The sequence below is a fragment of the Actinoplanes sp. GCM10030250 genome (assembly GCF_042666575.1).
Taxonomy (GTDB): domain Bacteria; phylum Actinomycetota; class Actinomycetes; order Mycobacteriales; family Micromonosporaceae; genus Actinoplanes.
In genome coordinates this window covers 215323-232034 of sequence record NZ_JBHTDO010000002.1, presented here as the reverse complement: position 1 = coordinate 232034, position 16712 = coordinate 215323, and the positions used below count along the sequence as shown (strand labels likewise).

Below are 16712 nucleotides of genomic sequence, written 5' to 3'. Positions count from 1 at the left end.
TCAGTTGATGAAGCGCAGGTCGGAGAACCAGCCGATTTCAAGGCCCATGATGTAGAAGTCGGTCAGGGCCAGCGTGCCGAGCGTGATCCAGGCGAGCTGCATGTGCCGGGTGTTGAGCTTGGAGACGAACGTCCAGAAGCGGTATCGCACGGGGTGGCGGGAGAAGTGCTTCAACCGGCCACCGGCGATGTGCCGGCAGGAGTGGCAGGACAACGTGTACGCCCAGAGCATCACCACGTTGACCACCAGGATCACGTTGCCGAGGCCGAATCCGAACTCGTCACCGCTGCGGAAGGCGATGATCGCGTCCCAGGTGTTGATGATCGAGATGATCCCCGCCGCGTAGAACGCATACCGGTGAGCGTTCTGGAAGATCAGCGGGAAGCGGGTCTCACCCGAGTACTTCTCGTGCCCGTCCGGCACCGCGCAGGCCGGCGGTGACAGCCAGAACGCGCGGTAGTACGCCTTGCGGTAGTAATAGCAGGTCAGCCGGAAGAGCAGCAGGAACGGCAGCGTGAGCGCCGCTTCGGGGAGCAGGAAGAAGCTGGGGAGCGGAGTCCCGAACATCGCCGCCGGACCGCACAGGTCGGTGAGGCAGGGCGAGTAGAACGGCGTCAAGTAGTGGTACTGCTCGACGAAGAAATAGTCGTGCATGAACACGCGGACGGTGGCGTAGGTGACCCAGGCCGCCAGCCCGACGAAGGTGACCAGGGGAGCAAGCCACCACCGGTCGGTCCGCAGCGTTTTCGCCGCGATGGCCGCACGCGCTCGGCCGGCGCCCGGCCTCATTGCCGTCGTCATTCCATCTCCCTGATCGTGCCGTCCTGGCCGTGCCGTCACAGCCGCGTGGCTGTCACGGCCGCATGTCGTCACCGACGCGTGCCGTCGTCACAGCCGCAGTGTCGTCACAGTCGCAGTGCTATCACCGACGCGCCGCCGCCTGGCTCAGGACACAGTGGTGCCCCGGGTCATAGTCGTCGAGCGACAGTGATGTGGGGCACACGTTACGCCGAATGTCCGACGCTTTGCGGGCCGGGATGCCCAGCGCGTCACAAAATCATCATCCCGGCCTACGTAGATCACCACCGATGGGCTAGTGGATCTTCATGTATAGGTCAGGCGGACCCTAACCGGACGCGTTCCCGGTAATGTTCCACGAGGCCAGGTGTAGTGCCGGGGCCGCATACCGCGCCCGCCCCCAGGACTCCGGAAGCAACACCGATTCGGACCCGACACCGAGCACCCGCCCCGGCCCGAGCGCCTGCGGATAGGACTGGGTGAACCGCAGGTTCCCCACCGCCGCGACAATCTCGCCGTCCTCCACGAGCCACACACCGTTGCGGGTCAGACCGGTCACCACGAGGCTCTTCGGGTCGAGCACCCGCGTGTACCAGAGGTCGGTAACCAGCAACCCCCGCCGCATCCGCCCCACCAGCGGCCGCGCCGACTCCGCAATTGCCCCGCCGCCATCCCCAGCTCCGCCCCCAACACCGCTGCCGCCGCCACCAACGCTGCCGCCAGTGCCGCCGCCACCAACGCTGCCGCCAAGGCCGCCGCCACCAAGGCCCCCACCGCCGCTGGCCCCGCCGCTTCCGGCGCCGCCGTCCCTGACGCCGATGACCCCGGTGGCCGGCACCTCGGCCGCCTCCAGGCGCAGGTGACCGGTTTGCGGACCCCACGACCGGGAGTAGGCGGATGCGTGCCCGGTCGACTCCGTCCCGGCCTGCGCGGCGGAGGTCCGATCGTGGGCGACTGCGCTGGTCACACCCTCCCGGACCAGCACCAGCGACCGCCGAGGCGTGCCCTCGTCGTCGAACGGCAGGCCCGGCGCCGGCTCACCGCGGCTGCCGAGCGGATCGTCCACGATGGTGATCGACGGGTCGAACTGCTGCGCACCGATCTTGGCGAACGACTGCCGCTGCACCCAGGACTTGCCGTTGAAGCCGAAGGTCGCGAAGTTCTCCATCAGGTCCTTGACCGCGTCCGGCTCGAGGACCACCTCGTACTCACCCGGCGGCAACTCGATCGGCTGCCGTGCCGCCCGCGCCTTGGCCGCGGCCCGAGCCCCCAGCACCGCGCCGTCCAGCCCGCTCAGACGTGCCGCGGCCAGCCGCGCAACACCGTCTGCCCGCAGACCACCGTCGAAACCGTCAGCGCCGCTGCCGCCGCTCCCGGCCCGCAGGCCACCGCCCCCAGCCCGCAGGCCACCGCCCCCAGCCCCTGGGCCGCCGTCGGCTCCACCGGCCCGTGCGATGCCGTCCATCGCCGCCTCGGCGGTGCGCCCCTCCACGGCCTGCCCAGCGGTGTTCGCGAAGGCCGCCGAGACGTAGACGGTCCGGCAGTAACCGGCTGTCTCCAGGCCCTCGGCCGCCTGCACGAAGTCGCGCACACGCTCGGCCCGGTCGGCCGGGTTGGCCCGCGCGGTGGCCTCGTCGAAGCCGAACGCCAGGCCGGACCGGTCACCGGACCCGGGATGGCCGGCCGAGACGTGCAGCGCCGCCGGGCGCGTCAGGCCCGCCCAGGCGGGGTCGGCCGGGCTGAGCCGGGCCGCCGCGACGGTCCGCTCCACCAGGGCGCGCAACCCGTCGGCGCCGGTCACCGTGGTGGACCCGCCCGCCGTCCGCCCGTCCAGGTGGAGCCGCAGCCGCACGCCGGTGGTCGCCGCTGCCACGTTCTGGTGGATCATCGAGTTGGCGAACCGGGTCAGCGCCTCGGCGTCGTGCCGCACCACGACCTCCGCCTCGGCCGACGGCCCGGCCACCTCCCGGACCAGCTGCACGACCCGCGCCGCGAGCTCCAACTCGGTCCCGGCCCGGCCGCTCGACATGCCGCTCATCCGCGCACCCCCACTCGCACCCCGGTGAACCGGGCCGGCGCTGCCGGGTGCCCGGTGTGCCCGATCTGGCCGGGCTGGCCCTTGCCGCAGTTCGGTGTGCCCCACGCGATGGTCTCGCTGGAGAGCATGTCCATCGACTGCCAGAATTTCGGCCCGATCCCGGTGTAGGTCGGGTTCCGCAGCATCCGGCCCAGCTTCCCCTTCTTGATCTCGTAGCCGATCTCGCAGCCGAACTGGAAGTTGAGCCGCCGGTCGTCGATCGACCAGGAGCGGTTGACGTCCATGAAGACACCGTCGTCGGTGGCCGCGATGATCTCGTCGAGGGTGTGCGGCCCGGGCTCCAGGCCGACGTTCGTCATCCGGACCATCGGCAGCCGGGACCACCCGTCGGACCGGACGCTGCCCGCGTAGTCCAGGCCGGCCATCGCCGCCGAGTCACGCCCGGCCAGCACGCCCACCCAGATCCCGTCCCGGACCGCGTGCCGTTTGGCCGCCGGCGTGCCCTCGTCGTCGAAGCCGAAGCTGCCCAGCCCGCCGGGAAACGTCGGGTCGATGGTGATGTTCATCAGCTCGGATCCGTAGCGCAGGGAACCGAGCCGGCTCAGGTCGAGCCAGCTGGTACCGGCGAACGCGGCCTCCCAACCGAGGATCCGGTCGAGCTCGATGGCGTGGCCGACCGACTCGTGGATCTGCAGGGCCAGCTGCTCGCCGCCGAGCACCAGGTCGGTCTCCCCGGAGGGGCAGAGCGGTGCGGTTAGCAGTGCACGCGCCTCCTCGGCCATCCGCGGTGCGTTGCCCACCAGGTCCAGCTCCTCGACGAGCTCCCACCCGCGGGTGCCGAACTGCCCCCGGTGCGACGGCCAGGACCGCCGCTGGATCTCCCCGTCGCCGACCGCGATCGCGGTGACGCCCGCGCCGCACTCGCGGATGTGCTGGTCGACGCGGTGTCCCTCGCTGGAGACGAACCACTTGCGGGTGTCCCAGATCGCGTAGTTGGCCTCGGCCTGGTCGGCGCCCGCCTCCTTGGCCGCGACGGTGGCCCGGACCAGCAGGTCACCCTTGGCGGAGAGCGGGACACCGAGCGGGTCGATCACGCAGTCGCTCGCCCAGCTCGCGACCCCGGCCTGCGCCGGGACCAGGTCGATCGGGCGGCCGGGCACGGTGGCACTGGCGGCGGCGATCTGAGCGGCCCGGCGCCCGGCCGCGCGTGCGGACGGTTCAGAGAGATCGGGTACGGCGTAGAAGCCCCAACTCGAACCGACCAGCGCCCGCACACCCAGGCCGGCACTCTCGTCGAACCCCAGGTCCTCGACGTCACCGTCACGTGCCGACATCGCCTCGGTGCGCCGCACCATGACACGCGCGTCCGCATAGCGCGCACCGGCCTCGAGCGCGGCCTGCACCGCCGCCCCCGCCTCATCGAAGTGGCTCATGCCCACGACCCTAAGCGCCGGGTGCGACAACTTCAGGAAGGCGGAAGCAACTCCGCCGGATCGATCGAGACAACCACGGGATCACTGAGCCGCAGCGGCACGCCGGGGGTGCCGGCCGAGTGCTCCTTGTAGATCTCGCCGACGAGCTCGAACAGCTGCAGTGTCCCGGTGTTCGGGTCCACAAGCAGGTACCAAGGGATTCCGGCGGCCGCGTAGTAGTGCATCTTGAGCACCCTGTCGATGGCTGCATTGTGCGGCGACAGAACCTCGCACACCAGACGCACTGCCGATCCGTCGACGACGGGCTCGCCGAAGTCGATGGCCGCGGTCAGAACCAGGTCGGGGATCGGGACGCGGTTCGGGCGGAGACGGACGTTGGCTCCCCGGAGGACGTGCAGCCCGGCCCTCTCGGCGGCGGGCCGTAGCGCCATCGCCAGCATCGCGGAGAAATGCTGGTGGAGTGGTGCTGGATCGGCGGTTATGTAGAGGCTCCCGTCGAAAAGCTCGATGCGTTCGGGCGTTTCGCAGATGGCCAGGAACTCCGCCTCGGTGAGGGGCCTGTTGTCGAGGACGAGGACGATCGTCATGGCAGCTCCCGTCGGTTCGCCCGACTGTCGCATGCCGACTGGGCGCTGAGCAAGCTTCCCAGCGACTAGGTATCAAGCGTTGCCTCGGAGGAAGGACAGCTCGTCGGTGGGGGAGGCCGAGGGGACCGACGGGAAGCCGGGGAGTTCCGCGCCGACCAGCAGGACGTCCGGGGACGAGCCCGCCTCGGCGAGGCTGTGGTGGTCGTAGACCTCGGGCGAGTCGGTCCGGTCGCCGAGGTAGCGCTCGGCCAGCGGCGCGGGCAGGGCGGTCCAGTCGATCACCGGTTCGCGGGCGACAGCGCGGTGGAAGACCTCCGGCATCCGCAGCACCGCGAGCGCCGCCAGCCAGCCGCCCAAACCGTGCCCGCGGACCGCGACGCGGGTCAGGTCCAGGTCCAGGTGTTTGCCGACCAGCGCGGTCAGTGCCTCGGCCTGGTCGGCGAGGACCAGGTCGGCGAGGCGCCGGTGCACCGCTTTCTCGAAACTGGGCGCCACGCCAGGCGTACCCCGAGAATCGATGCTCACGACGGCGAAGCCGGCGTCGGCCCACCACTGGCGTTCCTGCCAGGCTGAAGCCTGAGTCCACACCTGCTGGTTGCCTGGTCCCTCACCGAGGGTGACCAGGACCGGGAGGCGGGTGCCGGCGACGTAGCCGGAGGGATAGAGCACGGCGGCGGGCAGCCGGCGATCGGTGACTCGCTGCAGGATCGGTTCCGGGCGGTACGGCAACGCCGCCGCGAACGTCCGCAGAGTCGCCACCCGGTTCTCCCCGCGCCAGACCTGTTCCCCGGCCACCATCAGGTCGGCGCCGACGGTGACGCCCTCCGGCGCGCATCGGATCGGGAGACGGGTGATCTCGGGCCCGCCGCCGCCCAGCGAGGTGCGCACCCGGAAGACCTCGCGGGTCGCCGGGTCGCCCAGGCTGCCCTCGACGATCAGATCGGGCGCGCCGGCCGGTCCGCCCTCGCGGGGCAGTGTCCCCGCCACCCTGCGCACGTAGAGGCCGGGCGGCGTGAGCAGGCTGCCGTCGGCGAAGAGGCAGCGGGCGTCGAAGCCGTCGTGGGCGAGTTCGCCGCCGACGAGCACCCGGCCGTCCGGAAGGTGCAGCGGAGTTCCCGGTACCGGCTCCACCCATCGGGCGTCGGCCAGTTCGGCGTGCACCTGGGTCTCGCCGGTGCGCGGGTCGACCGAGAGCACCAGGCCGTGCTGCTGCATGCGGCGCAACACGGTGATCAGTGGCCCGCCGCCCTGCCAGTGCACCTGGGCCAGGTACGGGTACGTCTCCCGGTCCCAGTGCACGTCGACCCAGCCGTCGTCCAGGTCGAGCAGGTGCAGGCTGGACGCCTTGGCCGTACGCACGGCGAGGATCTGCCGCCCGACCGGCGCCCACCACCAGCCGCGCGTACGCCCGAACTCGGCCGATCCCGCCCCGGCCACGCCCCAGGAGATCGTGCCGCAGTGCTCCCGCCAGGCGTTGCCCGGTTCGCCGGCGAGCAGCCGGTCGCCGTCCGGCCCGGCCACCCGCAGCGCCGCCGAGCCGCCCTGGTCGATGACGTAGCCGATGGCGTGGCCGTCCGGGTCCGGGCGCGGGTCGTGCACCGGCCCGGCGGTCGGTACCTCGGTGACCGTGCCCTCGATCAGATCGGCCCGGAACAGCCGGCCGTCGCGGGCGAACGCCACCGTCCGCGCCTCACGATCGGCCGCGTACGACCGGATCGGCCCCGCCGCGACCAGGTGTTCCGTCCCGGCGGCCGGGTCGAGGTGCCACAGCGAGTCGTCCGGGTCGGCGGGTCCGCTGGAACGCAGGAACAGGATCCGCGCGCCGTCGGCGCCGATCGTCACGGTGTGCGGGCCGCCGTGCCCGGGTCCGGGGTACTCCACGCCTCTCAGCATCGCTGATCAAGACCGCCTCGCGCGGGGCAAACCGTGGGCTCGTCGAGCGAACTCGTCGGTGGTCGCGCGTACAGTATCGGCCGTGACCGCTAGCGAAGAGCTGCCTTCCCGCCGACTGCTGTTGGTGCACGCCCACCCCGACGACGAGGTGATCGGGACCGGCGCCACCATGGCGCACTACGTCTCGTCCGGCGCCCACGTGACGCTGGTGACCTGCACCCTGGGTGAGGAGGGCGAGATCCACGTGCCGGAGCTCGCGCAGCTCGCCGCCGGGCAGGCCGACCAGCTCGGTGGCTACCGGCTGGTCGAGTGGGAGCGGGCCTGTGCCGCGCTCGGCGTGACTGATCACCGGATGCTCGGCGGCCCCGGCCGCTATCGCGACTCCGGCATGATGGGCCTGCCGACCAACGAGCACCCGCGGGCGTTCTGGCGGGCCGACCTGGACGAGGCCGCCGCCCACCTGCTGGAGATCATCCGCGAGGTGCGGCCGCAGGTCATGATCACGTATGACGAGAACGGCTTCTACGGCCACCCGGACCACATCCAGGCCCACCGGGTCGCGATGCGCGCCGCCGAGCTGGCCGGCCCGGACGGTCCCGCCAAGATCTACTGGACGGCGACGCCGCTGAGCGTGCTGCACGACGGCATGGAGGCCTTCCGGGAGTCCGAGGGCAACCCGTTCGCCGAGGTGCAGACCCCGGAGGACCTGCCGTTCGGCACGCCGGACGACCAGATCGCCGCGCGCATCGACGGCACCGACCACTCTGCGAAGAAGACGGCTGCCATGCGCGCCCACGCCTCCCAGATCCCGGACAACTCCTGGCTCTACGGGATCGCCGGCGACTTCGGCGGCGAGTTCATGGGCGTGGAGTACTACACGTTGGTCAAGGGTGAGCGCGGTCCCGGCTCGGGACCGTACCGCTGGGAGGACGACCTCTTCAGCGGCCTGGAGATAGGTGAGTCAGTGACCGCGGACGCCGCGAGCCGATGACCGAGCAGCAGACCGAGACCAAGCCGATGGCCGAGCCCGCGACACCCGAGCCCGCGACACCCGAGCCCGCGACACCCGAGCCCGCGACACCCGAGCCCGCGACCGAGGAGGTCGTGCGGCGCGAGCCGTGGGCCGGCTGGGACGTCGTCGTGCGCGTCGCCGGTGTCACGGTCGCGATCGTGGCCACCGTGGTCACCGCTCTCATCGAGATCGAGCTCAGCGCCCTGCGTGTCGGCGGGTTCGCCGAGCTGTTCGCCGGGCGCTCGCCGTGGACCGGCAGCGGCGCCGCGGTGCCGCTGGCGATCCTGGTGGCGGTCGGAGCGAACCTCCTGATCTCCTGGTTCGCGGTCACCACCACGGGCCGGCGATGGGCGCTCGGCCCGCCGTGGGCACTCTGGACGCTGCTGATGCTCGCCGCCGCCGGCACCCGGACCGCCGAGGGGGACTACCTGATCGGCGGGAAGAACTGGGTGGCCGTCGTGATGATCCTGGTGGGGAGCCTGACGTTCGCCGTCTACTCGTACCGGATGATCCTGAAATCCGCGCCGCCGAGACGGACTGACAGCCGACTCTCAGGCAGCATCTAGGAATCGCCGCGCGCCATCCGCGAAGATGGCCGGGAGATCGAGCACCACGCGTGCGTGAGGCGTTACGATCCCGGCCACATTCGCACGGGGATGACAACAGCGGGAGGACTGGATGAGGCAACAGCGCTGGTTCCGGATCACGGTGCTGGCGATCGCACTTTTCGCGATCAACGCGGTGGCCCGGCTGGTGGTCCGGATCGGTTTCGACGATGCCGACTCCGCGCAGAACTGGGCGACCATCATCATGTTCGCGCTGGTGGCGCTCGTGCTCGGCGTCCTCACGTTCCTTCGGTGCCAGCAGCAGAAACCGGGTGACTGGCTGCCCGACGTCGGCTTCGGCGCGCTCGCCGGCATGCTGCTGACCGTTCTGGTCGGTCCGTTCGTCAGCGGCAACGGCCCGTTCACGAACGGTGCCGGCGACTTCTTCGCGCAGATCTGGCTCTACACCGGCTGCGCGCTCCTCGGTACGCTCCTCGGCTTCTGGACCGCCGTGATGCTGGGCCGCGACTACCGCTCGAAGTCCCTCAAGGCGTACACGCAGGCCAGGGTCACCCGCCCGCGCCGCGTGGTCCGGCGTTAAGAGCCGGGCGCTTCCCGGGTCAGATAGGTGTGGTGGGTGGTGAAGCCCATCCGGCCGTACAGCGTGACAGCGGCCGTGTTGCGCTCCTCCACCTGTAGATAGGCGCGGGTGGCGCCACGTTGCGCCGCCCAGCCGGCAACCGCCCGGGCGACGTGTTGCGCCAGGCCGCGGCGCCGCGCGGCCGGCGCGGTCTGCACCAGCGACAGGCCCAGCCAGCGGTCCGGCCCGGTCACCGCACCGCGAGCCACCGCGAGCAGGTCACCGTCCGCGTCGCGCACGGCCGCGAAGACCTTCTCCGGTACGCCGTTGAGGATGCGCAGTGCGGTTCCGGGCAGGGTGCCCTTGTGCTCGGCGACCATGGCGTACCACGCGTCGGTGGGTGAGTCGGCCAGGTCGACCGGCGGGAGGTCGGTGCGTGCCGGAGCGGCCAGCAGCGGTGCCAGCATCGAGGTCTGCACGAGGGTCAGCGGCCGGGCGGTCCAGCCCCGCTCGTCGAGAGCGGCGTTTACCGGTGCGGCGAGCGGCATCGGCGCGTTGATCAGGGGTTGCTGACCGCGCTCGCCGTACCAGCGGACGACCGCGTCGATGGCGGCCTCCAGCGGACGGTCCGGATCGCCCACGGCGAGCGCGGAGTTGGCCCGGCCGGTCCAGTTGTCCGCCGCCCGCAGAATCCAGCCACCGAGCCGGGAGCGGACCGGTGCGGGCCAGGCCTCGTCGGCCGCGAGTTCGAGCGCCGTCACTTCGGCGGCCCGGGCGCGACGGGCGGGCGGAACCCGCTTGGCCCGGTGCACCTCTGTGAGCGGTACGCGCAGGGTCCCCTTGGCGGTGGCGAGTGTGAGATCGGTCTCGGTGAGGTCGACAAGCTCGCCGAGCGCATCCGCGAAGAGCGTGCGCTCCCCGGTTACGCCTACAATTCGCCGTACCACCACCCGGTGTCCCACATCCTGCTGTCGGAGCACGCATTACCTCCTTAGGCGGGGAATACTAGGCTCTGCAATTTGTCGTGCGCGGTCCCCGCGGCGTGGCTTTGAAGGGAAAGACCCGTGACTTACATCATCGCTGAGCCCTGCGTCGATGTTCTCGACAAGGCGTGCATCGAGGAATGCCCTGTCGACTGCATCTATGAGGGCAACCGGATGCTCTACATCCACCCCGATGAGTGCGTCGACTGCGGGGCCTGCGAGCCGGTCTGCCCCGTCGAGGCGATCTTCTACGAGGACGACGTCCCGGACCAGTGGAAGGACTACACCAACGCGAACTACGAGTTCTTCGAGGATCTCGGTTCGCCCGGTGGAGCGTCCAAGGTTGGCAAGATCGACAAGGACACCCCGTTCATCGTCGGTCAGCCTCCGCGTGGGGAAGGGCACTGAACGCTCGGTCGTCGGCCCTGCCGGACTTCCCCTGGGACCTGCTGGAGCCGGCGAAAGCGATCGCCGCCGCACACGCGGACGGCATCGTCGACCTCTCGGTCGGCACACCCGTCGACTCGGTTCCGCAGGTGATCCGGCAGGCCCTCGCTGATGCCTCGGACGCACCCGGTTACCCGCTGACGGCCGGCACGCCGCAGCTGCGCGCCGCCATCGCCGGCTGGCTGGCACGGGAGTGCCGCGCCTCCGGTGAGCTCGGCGTGCTGCCCACGATCGGCTCGAAGGAGCTGGTCGCCTGGCTGCCGACGCTGCTCGGGGTCGGTCCCGGCGACGTGGTGGTCATTCCGGCCGTCTGCTACCCGACGTACGAGGTGGGTGCCCGTCTCGCCGGCGCCGAGGTGATCCGGTCCGATTCGCTCACCGCGCTCGGCCCCGACCGCCGGGTGAAGCTGATCTGGATCAACTCACCGTCCAATCCGACCGGCCGGGTCCTTCCCGTCGAGCACCTGCGCAAGGTGGTTTCCTGGGCGCGGGAGCGCGGCGTGATCGTGGTCAGCGACGAGTGCTACGTCTCACTCGGCTGGGAGTCCACGCCGGTCTCGGTGCTCGACGACCAGGTGACCGGCGGCGACTACACCGGTGTACTGGCTGTCCACTCGCTCTCCAAACGGTCCAACCTGGCCGGTTACCGCGCCGGGTTCCTGGGCGGCGATCCGGCCCTGGTTCGTGAGGTGCTCGCCGTACGCAAACACGCCGGGATGATCGTCCCGGCACCGGTGCAGGCGGCCATGGTTGCGGCGCTCGGCGACGAGACCCATGTGGCCGAGCAGCGCGCGCGGTATGCGGCACGCCGCGACACCCTGCGGTCAGCCCTGGTCAAGTCCGGTTTCGACATCAGCCACTCGGAGGCGGGCCTCTACCTGTGGGCCACCCGGAACGAGGACTGCTGGGCCACCGTGGACCGGCTCGCCAAGCGCGGCATCCTGGCCGCTCCGGGCGCGTTCTACGGCCCGGCGGCGCAACGCCACGTGCGGATCGCCCTGACCGCGACCGACGAGCGGGTGGCCGCGGCCGCCGACCGGCTCGCCGAGCCGTTCGCGGACTGACGCCGTGACCGGTCCGATCGTGGTCGTCCACGGTGAAGCGCACCGGGAGGTGCCGCCCGAGCAGGCGGTCTTCTCGGTCGTGGTGTCCGCCGCCGACCGCGATCGGGCGGTGGTGCTGTCCCGGCTCTCGCAGCGGGCCGCCGAGATCGGCACGATCCTGGATCGGTACGGTCCCGCCATCGAACGCCGCGAGACCGCCGGCGTTCAGGTCTACCCCGAGTTCAAACGAGGGGGAGAGCGCGTCACGTCGTACGCCGGAAGTGTCGCCACGACGGTGACGGCGACCGATTTCGCCGCGCTCGGGATGCTCCTGGCCGACATCGCCGCCCGCGAGTCGGCCTCGGTCTCCGGGCCCTGGTGGCAGCTGCGCCGGGGCAGCCGTGCGGGCGCCGATGTGCGCCGCGAGGCGGTCGCCGACGCCCTCGACCGTGCCCGGGAGTACGCGGCCGCCGTCGGCAGCGAGATCGACCGGATCGTGGAGATCGCCGACGCCGAGGCGGGTGGCGCGCACCCGATGATGCGCGGTGCGTTCGGTGCGTTCGGTGCGGCCGAGGCTGCCGACGCCGCGACCGGTTTTGATCTGTTCCCGCAGCAGCAGACCGTGGAGGCGCGGGTCCTGCTGCGGGTCACCATCACCGAGCCGACCGTCCTGGGACGTGGCGCACCTGCCTGATCCGCCCATTTTGTGAACGGGCGGGTGGCTGGTCGGCAAGACTCGCAGCATGCGCAAGGGCCTGGGGCACCTGCTGCTGCGGGTGGCGAACGTGAATCCGGCAAGTGTGACCACGCACTCCGATCGCGTTCTATATCGATCAATAGGCGTTTTCGTCCTCCTCTACTTCGTCTACGCGACGGTGGGCGGTGCGGCGTTCATCGACGCCAGCACCGGCTACGCACATCCCTGGTACCAGTGGCTCGTCGGGCCGCTGGTGGCGATCGGTGTCGTCGCCTACGACCGGGCGGTGGTCGGCCGGGTGGCGATCAGCTACGAACAACTCGACTCGGCGGACCCGCGGCACCTGCTGCGCCCTCCTACGCTCGGGCTCTATCTCGGCCGGCTCGGCCTGGCCCTGCTCTTCGCCGTGGTGATCACCGAACCGCTGATGCTGGCCCGGTACCGCGGCGAGATCGACGCGCGGCTCGCCACGGTGCAGAGCGCCCAGCTCGACCGGCTGGACTCCGCCGGCGCGGTGGCGGCCTACACGGCTCGCCTCGCCGAGCTGCGCAAGGAGACCTCGGGTGACGACGCCGCGGTGCGCTCGCTGAGCGACCGCGCGTCCGAGAAGCGGGACGACGCCCGGTTGCTCTACCGGCAGGCCCTCGCCGACTCGCGGGGCTCCGGTGTCACGCACAGCCCGGGGTGTCCTCGTGGCGGCTACTGCGACAACCTGGTGCGCCGGTCCCGGACGCTGGACGGCGAGGCCGCGTCACTGGACGAACAGGCCGCCGTGCTGCGGCAGGAGCAGGGCGCGCTTCGCGCAGCCCGGGCACAGGAGCAGGCCAGGCTGGGTGAGCAGATCAGCTCGGCGCGGGAGGAAAACGCCGCTGTGGTACGGGCGGACGCCGGATTCGGTGCCCGTACAGCGGCCATGTGGCACCTGGTCACCGCGGACTTCTGGGGCATCGGGCTGTTCTACCTCGGCATCGCCCTGCTGCTGGTGGCTCTGGACTGCGCGGCCATCGGGCTGAAGTTCGTGTCCCGGGGCAACGCGTACGAGCGGGCGGAGGCGCGGGGTGCCCGGTTGCGGGAGCACGAGGCGTACCTCATGCACGAGCGGGAGATCCACGATGCCCGTACCTACGGCGATGCCACGGCGAAGGTGATCGCGGACGGGATCGAGGCGGCCAGTCATGACGGGCGGCTGACCCGTACGGCGACCGAGCGCGCCCGCACGGTGCTGACCAACGCGGTCGTGGTCGACCCTGCCACCATCGAACGCCCGATCCCCCGCCACCGCATCAACGCCTGACAGCTAAACCGGCTGGCTCTGAGAGGTCACATTTCGGGCGCGGGGCCCCGCTGGGCGCCAGCTGGGCCGGCTGGCTGACCGGCTGGCGCTCAGCGGTCACAAATCGGGCAGGAGGCCCCGCTGAGGCCCAGCTGGGCTGACCGCCCAGTGGGGACTCGGGTCAGCGGCGGGTGGCGGCCCAGGCGGCGCCGGCGGTGACGAGGAGGCCGCCGGCGACGGAGGCCAGCAGACCGTGGTGCTGCGAGGCCCACAGCTGGGCACTGCGGCTCTTGGCCTGGTCGTCGAACTCGCCGTGCGCCCCCGCGTCCGAACCGTCCTTGCCGTCGGCGGGCGACCAGAGGTTCGCCGGCTCCCGAGGATCCCGGGAGTCGCCGGTCTGCTGGCTGTCGTAGCCCTGCCGAGCCAGATAACGGTCCAGCAGCCCCGGGGCGACAGCGTTGGCCGCGAGGGTCAGGGCGGTCGAGCCGCCGACCCAGTACTCACGGCGTTTCGGGTGGTCGGCCGCGTACAGGACAGCCTTCGCGGCGATCTCCGGCTGGTAGATCGGCGGTACCGGCTGTGCCTCGCGGGGCAGGCGGGACAGCACCCACCGGAACTGCGGTGTGTTCACCGCCGGCATCTGCACCATCGTGACGTGCACGTTGCTCTTCTCGTGGAGCAGCTCCACACGAAGCGACTCCGTGAAGCCCTGCACCGCGTGCTTCGCACCGCAGTAGGCACTTTGCAGCGGGATACCGCGGTACGCCAGGGCGGATCCGACCTGGACGATCGCGCCGCGGTCGCGAGGGCGCATCCGGGTCAGGGCCGCGCGGGTGCCGTACACGTAACCGAGGTAACTCACCTCGGTGGTGCGGGCGAACTCGTCCATCGTGATCTGCTCGAACGGGGCGAAGACGCTGGAGAACGCGTCGTTGACCCAGAGGTCGATCGGGCCGAGTTCCTTCTCGACCCGGGCCGCGGCGTCGTCCACCGCGGCGTAGTCGGCGACATCCACCGAGATGGGGAGAGCGGTGCCACCGGCTCGGCGTACATCCTCTGCCGCCTTCTCGAGACCCTCCTCGCCGCGGGCGAGCAACGCCACCGCGTCGCCCCTGGCCGCCAGCCGGCGGGCGACCGCCCGCCCGATTCCGGCGCTCGCGCCGGTCACCACCGAGATCCTGCTCATGCCGATGTGATTGACCGGTCCCGCGGCCCGGAAACCTCAGGAACGCTCCGCCCTGGCCTGAATCGGCACGGTGAAGGTCGCCCCGCGGCACGCAGCCGGTCCAGCAGCCCGCATCGTCAGCGCGCCAGGCAGGACGAACGCCCCGATCGTGTTCTTCGGGACCTCCCACGAGACCGGGAAACTCGACCGGGTGATCTCCACCGCGGGCCTCACACAACCCGCGTCCCGGTGCGCCTCGTCCACGACCACCGGCCCCGCCCCCCGCCTGATCGAGGTGACCCGGATCGGTACCGCATGCTGATTCGTAACGGTCAGCGTGAGATCACCGGTCTCGCCGGCCCGCAGCCGGTGCTCGGCGCCCGAGCTGCCGTGCATCGCCAGCTCGAAGACGGCACCGGCAGCCTGCGCCGGCTCGCCCGGCCCGTTGAACCGCCAGTACGCCCAGGCGGCCCCCGCGTTCGCCAGCAGCGCCGCGACCGCCGCCACGGTAAGAATCATCCGAGCCCGGCGGTCGAACCGGCGCCGAGGCGTCCCCGGCCGGTAGACCTCCCAGGTCGGCTCCTCGTGATCCGCGGTCTCGAGCTCGATGTGCAGGTCGGGAACCTTGTCACGCTGACTGGTCAGCACGTCACGCCGATTCACGAGATGGTCTCCACAGCGGCGGCCGCGGCTGGAAAGCTCAGGTCGGTCATGCGGCTCGCTCCTCCTCGAAGGCCGGCGAAAATGATGCCTGTTCGGCGCTCATACAACGTTCCCCGATAGAGATGTCCGATGTGATCGGTTTTCCGTCCGCCCTTCCAGCGCATAAATCGGACAGGTATGCCCATCCGGCCGACCTCTGCCGAGTGACGGAATCGGACATAGCCGCTACCTCCCGTCCACCATGGTGAACACCTGTAACCGGTTAGCCCTGCCGTGACGCCCGCCTAGCGCCCACCACCCCCATCACCCAAATCCGTGACAGTCGAGGTGAGGGCGTGCATCGGCCGGCCGACGCCAGCAGGCCACACGTCCGCCGCGCTTTCTCGGGCGCCGCGCGGGGCCTATTCGGCGGGATCGGCTGCCGGGTAGGCGCTGCTGGGGTCCGCCGGTGCGGGGGTGCTCTCGGTCTGCGCGGTCGGCGAACTCTCGGAAGTCTTCGAGTCCTCGGTGGCCGGCGATGTCTTGGTGGCCGGTGACGTCTTCGAGACCGTCGACGTCGGAGGCATCGGATCCTGGGGTGAGACCGAGGTGGGAGACGGCGAAGCGGACGCCGTCGGCGCGGTGACGCTCGGAGCCGACGCGGACAGCGCGGCCTGTCCGGGCGTCGTGGCGACAAGCACCTCCGCGCCGGGCGGTCGGGTGATCTTGTTGCTGGGCGGGCTCGCCGGTCCGGTCCACAGGTCCCCGGCGATCGCATGCACGGTGTAGGTCAGCGGGCGCTCCGGCTGGGCTGCCGGGTCCGCGCAGGTCAGCGTCGTGGCATTGGTGCGGCAGGCTTCCGTACGGAGGTCACCTTCATGACGGATCACCAGGTAGCCACCGACCGCCGTCCCGGAGGGAAACTTCGCCGTGGCCCAGGAGATGTGCGGGACCTCGTTCTTCAGCTCGGCGTCCGGTTTCTTCACGGTCGGCAGGGTGTCCGCTCCAAGCACCGCCTGCCCGTTGGTGGTGCCGACCGACCAGGTAGCCCAGGCGGCGAGCCCACCACCCACCGCAAGCGCCCCCGCCGCACCGACCACGACGATCGTCGCCGCCGTCCGCCGCTTCATCGCTTGGCCCGTGTAGCGGTAGCGGTGATCGCCATCCGAAATGTGGTCTTTTGGCACGCGTCGGCCGCCGTGTTCGGCATGGTGACCTCGAACTCTCCAGCAGCCTTCCGGCCACGCACGGGCACGGTGATGGGCAGACGTCCCCGGTGCGATCCGACTCGGAGATTCGCCGACGTCGGCTTGCACTTGCGCTTCGACGTCGAGGCGAGCCGGACGGTGATCGATCGAATTTCGATCGCGAACGGGTAGGGGTTCGAGACGGTCAGCTTCGAGCGCCTGACGGCGCCGGGATGAAGTTCTTTCATCGGCGTCGAGGTGACGCCGAACGTATAGGCCGAGCGGTTGGCGAAACCCACTTCAGTGGTACGCGTACCGGCCGCGACCCACACGCAGGCCACGGCCGTTCCGCCGGCCACCAGCCGCCGTAATCCGCGCATCCGGCGAAG

The 16712-nt window shown here is 70.9% G+C and carries 17 protein-coding genes; 7 read left to right on the top strand and 10 right to left on the bottom strand.

Annotation, left to right across the window (positions count from 1 at the left end; all coding sequences use genetic code 11):
* From ACFQV6_RS04205 to ACFQV6_RS04185, 5 genes are all read right to left on the bottom strand, one after another.
* Positions 1-801, bottom strand: coding sequence for a hypothetical protein (locus ACFQV6_RS04205; protein WP_378025963.1), 801 nt, complete (start codon positions 799-801; stop codon positions 1-3).
* A 325-nt stretch (positions 802-1126) separates the two neighbouring features.
* Positions 1127-2827, bottom strand: a complete 1701-nt coding sequence (locus ACFQV6_RS04200; RefSeq protein ID WP_378026261.1) for a TldD/PmbA family protein — start codon at positions 2825-2827, stop codon at positions 1127-1129.
* A 5-nt stretch (positions 2828-2832) separates the two neighbouring features.
* Complete coding sequence (locus tag ACFQV6_RS04195) at positions 2833-4269, bottom strand: TldD/PmbA family protein (protein ID WP_378025962.1); 1437 nt, start codon at positions 4267-4269, stop codon at positions 2833-2835.
* A 32-nt stretch (positions 4270-4301) separates the two neighbouring features.
* Entirely contained in the window at positions 4302-4856 is a 555-nt protein-coding gene (locus ACFQV6_RS04190; RefSeq protein WP_378025961.1) for a Uma2 family endonuclease, read from the bottom strand.
* Positions 4857-4928: 72 nt separating this feature from the next.
* The gene (locus ACFQV6_RS04185) at positions 4929-6749 is read right to left on the bottom strand and encodes a prolyl oligopeptidase family serine peptidase (protein WP_378025960.1); all 1821 of its coding nucleotides are present in this window, start codon (positions 6747-6749) and stop codon (positions 4929-4931) included.
* An 82-nt stretch (positions 6750-6831) separates the two neighbouring features.
* Here ACFQV6_RS04185 and mshB point away from each other — a divergent pair, with 82 nt between their 5' ends.
* From mshB to ACFQV6_RS04170, 3 genes are all read left to right on the top strand, one after another.
* Complete coding sequence (mshB, locus tag ACFQV6_RS04180; protein WP_378025959.1) at positions 6832-7740, top strand: N-acetyl-1-D-myo-inositol-2-amino-2-deoxy-alpha-D-glucopyranoside deacetylase; 909 nt, start codon at positions 6832-6834, stop codon at positions 7738-7740.
* Positions 7737-8327, top strand: a complete 591-nt coding sequence (locus tag ACFQV6_RS04175; RefSeq protein WP_378025958.1) for a hypothetical protein — start codon at positions 7737-7739, stop codon at positions 8325-8327. The genes mshB and ACFQV6_RS04175 overlap by 4 nt, the downstream gene beginning before the upstream one ends.
* A gap of 112 nt (positions 8328-8439) precedes the next feature.
* Positions 8440-8907, top strand: a complete 468-nt coding sequence (locus ACFQV6_RS04170) for a hypothetical protein (protein WP_378025957.1) — start codon at positions 8440-8442, stop codon at positions 8905-8907.
* Here ACFQV6_RS04170 and ACFQV6_RS04165 read toward each other — a convergent pair.
* Entirely contained in the window at positions 8904-9866 is a 963-nt protein-coding gene (locus ACFQV6_RS04165; RefSeq protein ID WP_378025956.1) for a GNAT family N-acetyltransferase, read from the bottom strand. The two genes, ACFQV6_RS04170 and ACFQV6_RS04165, sit on opposite strands and share 4 nt — an antisense overlap.
* Before the next feature lie 84 nt (positions 9867-9950).
* On the opposite strand from ACFQV6_RS04165, the gene fdxA reads away from it, so the two are divergent.
* The 4 genes from fdxA to ACFQV6_RS04145 are packed head-to-tail and all read left to right on the top strand — an operon-like array spanning position 9951 to position 13350.
* Positions 9951-10277 (top strand): ferredoxin, encoded by a 327-nt coding sequence (gene fdxA / locus ACFQV6_RS04160; protein WP_378025955.1) that lies wholly within the window; start codon positions 9951-9953, stop codon positions 10275-10277.
* Positions 10274-11380, top strand: a complete 1107-nt coding sequence (gene dapC / locus ACFQV6_RS04155; protein ID WP_378026260.1) for a succinyldiaminopimelate transaminase — start codon at positions 10274-10276, stop codon at positions 11378-11380. The genes fdxA and dapC overlap by 4 nt, the downstream gene beginning before the upstream one ends.
* Before the next feature lie 4 nt (positions 11381-11384).
* Entirely contained in the window at positions 11385-12053 is a 669-nt protein-coding gene (locus tag ACFQV6_RS04150; RefSeq protein WP_378025954.1) for an SIMPL domain-containing protein, read from the top strand.
* A gap of 49 nt (positions 12054-12102) precedes the next feature.
* Entirely contained in the window at positions 12103-13350 is a 1248-nt protein-coding gene (locus tag ACFQV6_RS04145; protein ID WP_378025953.1) for a DUF4407 domain-containing protein, read from the top strand.
* A 160-nt stretch (positions 13351-13510) separates the two neighbouring features.
* Here the strand turns inward: ACFQV6_RS04145 and ACFQV6_RS04140 are convergent, their stop codons facing one another.
* From ACFQV6_RS04140 to ACFQV6_RS04125, 4 genes are all read right to left on the bottom strand, one after another.
* Positions 13511-14515, bottom strand: coding sequence for an SDR family oxidoreductase (locus ACFQV6_RS04140; RefSeq protein ID WP_378025952.1), 1005 nt, complete (start codon positions 14513-14515; stop codon positions 13511-13513).
* 36 nt (positions 14516-14551) lie between these two features.
* Positions 14552-15157 (bottom strand): hypothetical protein, encoded by a 606-nt coding sequence (locus ACFQV6_RS04135; RefSeq protein WP_378025951.1) that lies wholly within the window; start codon positions 15155-15157, stop codon positions 14552-14554.
* 401 nt (positions 15158-15558) lie between these two features.
* Positions 15559-16266 carry a hypothetical protein gene (locus ACFQV6_RS04130; protein WP_378025950.1) on the bottom strand — a complete coding sequence of 236 codons (708 nt, stop codon included), beginning with the start codon at positions 16264-16266 and terminating at the stop codon, positions 15559-15561.
* Complete coding sequence (locus ACFQV6_RS04125) at positions 16263-16703, bottom strand: hypothetical protein (protein WP_378025949.1); 441 nt, start codon at positions 16701-16703, stop codon at positions 16263-16265. The genes ACFQV6_RS04130 and ACFQV6_RS04125 overlap by 4 nt, the downstream gene beginning before the upstream one ends.
* Positions 16704-16712: the final 9 nt, after the last annotated feature.